Here is a 3,567-nt window from a genome sequence, read left to right on the forward strand (position 1 = left end):
CAAACCAAATGCCAGATATGATGCACTTTGCTATTGTGCAAAAGCAGAATTCATGGTATAATACGGTAACAACCAGGCAGGCCCTCCCGGGCGAAACCCCTGGGGCCATGCCCAGTCAAAATATATTTCTTCAGGAGGAGCCTATGAAGCTGGCTGCGGTGGGCAGCAACTGCATCGATTATTACTGGAATATCAAAAACGGCCTTGCCTGCCCTGGGGGCGGGCCGGTGAACATGGCCGTCTACACCCTGCGCCTGGGGGGCTCCGCCTCCTATACCGGCCCGGTGGGGAACGACGCCTACGGACAGCTTTTGCGGGAGTCCGCTGCCGCCAAAGGGGTGGATGTGTCCCACCTCCATGTTCTGCCTGGCAGGACGGCGGTGTCTCAGGTGGAGCTGCGGGAGGGAGAGCGCGTGTTCGGCGATTACGACGAGGGCGTGCTGGCTGAGTATACCCTGTCGGAAGAGGACCTGGACTTCCTCTGCACCCATGACCTGGTGGTCTGCGACCTGTGGGGCAAGGTGGAAGGATATTTCCCCCAGCTTCAGGCCAGAGGCCTCCCCACTGCCTTTGACTGCGCCACCCGCCCCGAGGACCCTGCCAGCCGCCGGGCCATTCCCTGTAGCGACTATGTGTTCTTTTCCGCCGAGGGGGGCGACTGCCCGGCCCTGCGGGAGCAGCTGGCGCGGTATCAGTCCCAAGGCCCCAGGCTGGTCACCGCCATGCTGGGGGAACAAGGCAGTCTGTGCTTTGACGGCAGAGACTACCATTGCTTCGGCATCGTCCCTTGTCCCCAGGTGGTGGACACTATGGGGGCGGGCGACAGCTATATCGCGGGGTTTCTCAGCGGCGTGGTCGCGGGGGAGTCTGTGGTGGAGGCCATGAGGCGGGGCGCAACAGCAGCCAGTGAAACGCTGCAATATTTCGGCGCCTGGTGACAGAAAGGAGAGCTTGCCATGAAATACGAATCCAAAGCCTGGGCAGAGCCGGAAGGCCCCTGCCTGCGTAATTTTGATGAACAGGGGGAGTTGGACAGCGTCAACGGCGCGCTGGCCCTGCGGCCCCAGATTGAGAAAATCCTGGACCAGCTGTGGGAGGAGGGCTTTGACCGGATCTTCTTCATAGGCATCGGCGGCACCTATGCCTCGGCTATGCAGGTGGAGGTCTACCTGCGTGGACGCTCGGCTCTGAGCGTTTATGCTGAAAACGCCGCCGAATACTTAACCACCGGCAACCGGCGGCTGACAGAACGCTCGGTGGTGGTCTATTCCAGCGTCTCCGGCAACACCCCGGAGATGGTGGCACTGGTGGACAAGGTGAAAGCTCAGGGGGCCCGGGTGCTGGCCTTTGTGGACACCCCCGGCTCGGTACTCGCCCAGCCGGACCGCTGGGACCACCTGATCTGCTACCCTAAAAACGAGCAGCTGAAATTCTACATGACCGCCAACTATCTCATGTACAAAAACGGGGAATTCCCGGAATACGACCGCTATAACCGTGAGATGGAGGCATGTCTGGCCCGGGGGCTGGCAGAGGTCGAAAAGTCTGCCGACGGCTGGGCCTGGGCATACGCAAAAAGCAAGGCTGCGTTTTTGAAGGAGCATCCGGACCTGCCCCACTACTTTATCGGGGCGGGAAATCAGTGGGGCGCTACTTACTCCTACGCCATGTGCTACTGGGAGGAGCAGCTGTGGATTCGCACCAAGTCCATCACCTGCCCGGAGTTTTTCCACGGGATGCAGGAGATTATCACCGCAGACACCCCTGTCACCCTGTTTATGGGAGAGGACGAGCAGCGTCCTCTGGCGGAGCGGGTGGCTCGCTTCTTACCCAGGGTCTGCGGCAACTACACCATCATTGACACCAGAGAGCTGCCTATGAAGGGCATCAGCCCGGAATTCCGGGGCAGCATCTCCCACCTGATGATGCATGCTGTCAATAACCGGGTAGACGCCTATTTGGAGCTGTTCCTGCGGCATCCTCTGTCCATCCGGCGGTACTACCGGCAGTTTGAATACTGAGCTCCTTAAGAAGTCCCGGCCTTTCTCCACGGCCGGGACCTTTTCTCGCCTGCTCCCCAGGGAGCGGTTCCAAAAGGAATGTCATGAACCGCGAAAACCCGGGGTTCAGCTCTCGGCTAATTCCATGCTCATCTGGCGGTATACCTCCTCCACTTCATGGGGAATGTCGCCCTGGCCCAGCAGCTGCACAGCCTGGCATCCAGCATAGCCGGCGCAAAGGTAATTGTCCAGAGGCGTAGAAAATTTCGCCTCCGTGATCAGGTCCCGCGCATCCAGAAACTGCTGATAGACCTCCTCCTGCATATGCCAACGCTGGACAGGCTGCTCCTCAGTCATCAGTCCCTCATAGACCGGCACGCTGCCATCCATAGCCGCATGGTATAGCCCTGCGTATTGCTGCGACTCCTTCCCCATCAGGATATCTAGCAACAAAAAGGCTTCTTCGGGACGCTGGGTATTGGCATTGACCGCGCACCAGCTGGTGATTCGGGCCGTCACGCCGCCGGAGATACTGCACACAGGCGCCAAACGCATATCCCAGTTACGGACGCCCTCATCTGAGTCAAAATCCACCCCTATATTGAGCCTGCGGTTCTCCGGCAGCTCCTCTTGAAACAGCGCGTCTTCCAATTCCAACGCAGAGGAAAATATATTCAGTAATTCCTCCTGTGAGAACAGCAGCTCTTCAGCGGCATAATCGGCAGCCTTGCCAAACACACTGCCTATGCGCTCCACACAGTATGGGTCGAACATGAGGGCCGCGCCCCGAACCAGCGGGTCGGAGGAGTCCGCCATATCCTGCCAGGTGGTGGACCGGGTGAGAGACTCCCGGGGAGAGGCTCCGTTATATATGGTGACTGGGAAGCTGTAGGACATGGGCAGGATATACTGCCCGTTCCGACCCCGTCCGGCCTCCATAATAACCGGGGAAAGCTTGTCCCACTCCATGTGCCCGGCGTTCTCAATATACTCGTCAAGGCAGAGAAAGGTATTTCGCTCCATGGCCTTTGCAGGAAAACGGAACAGTCCGTCCTCCTTGCTTGCGCTGATGATGAACAGGTCTGGCCCCTTGCCAGCGGCAAGTTCTGTGCGCAGCTGAGTGATGGCGCCCTTGCGCTCCTCCCCCTCCGGCGGAATGACGACCAGCTCCACGTCCTCCGGCGCACCGTAGTCCTTTGCATTTGTCAGAAAGTTCTCTGCCAGCAGGCTTTTTCCGGCGCTGTTGTACCCCAGGTCCACACAGACCCGCAGCGGCTCCTTTTTAGCCATGCAGCCGGCAAACAGAATCAGCACAGACAAAAGAGCTGTCAGGATACGGCTCAGAATATTTCTCGGCTGTTGTTTCATTCTGATCTTCCTTTCTCATGTATGATTCAAGAACATGATAGCAGATCAATCTCTAAATTGTCTCTAAAAAACGAAATTTTTGATTTTTTTTAACGCGGCTAGGGCTTGTTTGAAAATAGAGGAAATGCCGGATTTTTGGTCCAAAGGAGGCGATTTCAAGGAGAAAACCGCAAGTAATACTTGCGTATTACGAGGATTT

3 protein-coding genes are annotated in these 3,567 nt (G+C 57.7%); 2 read left to right on the top strand and 1 reads right to left on the bottom strand.

Features of this window, described 5'->3' with window-relative positions; all coding sequences use genetic code 11:
• Positions 1–143 precede the first annotated feature (143 nt).
• Both frlD and ACTO5E_RS10530 read left to right on the top strand, forming a co-directional pair.
• The gene (gene frlD, locus ACTO5E_RS10525; protein ID WP_482303468.1) at positions 144–938 is read left to right on the top strand and encodes a fructoselysine 6-kinase; all 795 of its coding nucleotides are present in this window, start codon (positions 144–146) and stop codon (positions 936–938) included.
• Between the two features lie 18 nt (positions 939–956).
• Positions 957–2,021 (top strand): SIS domain-containing protein, encoded by a 1,065-nt coding sequence (locus ACTO5E_RS10530; RefSeq protein WP_482303470.1) that lies wholly within the window; start codon positions 957–959, stop codon positions 2,019–2,021.
• A 105-nt stretch (positions 2,022–2,126) separates the two neighbouring features.
• Here ACTO5E_RS10530 and ACTO5E_RS10535 read toward each other — a convergent pair whose 3' ends face one another.
• On the bottom strand, positions 2,127–3,368 hold the full coding sequence (locus tag ACTO5E_RS10535; protein WP_482303471.1) for a hypothetical protein: 1,242 nt from the start codon (positions 3,366–3,368) through the stop codon (positions 2,127–2,129).
• Between the last annotated feature and the right edge of the window lie 199 nt (positions 3,369–3,567).

This window comes from Acutalibacter sp. (genome assembly GCF_056800975.1).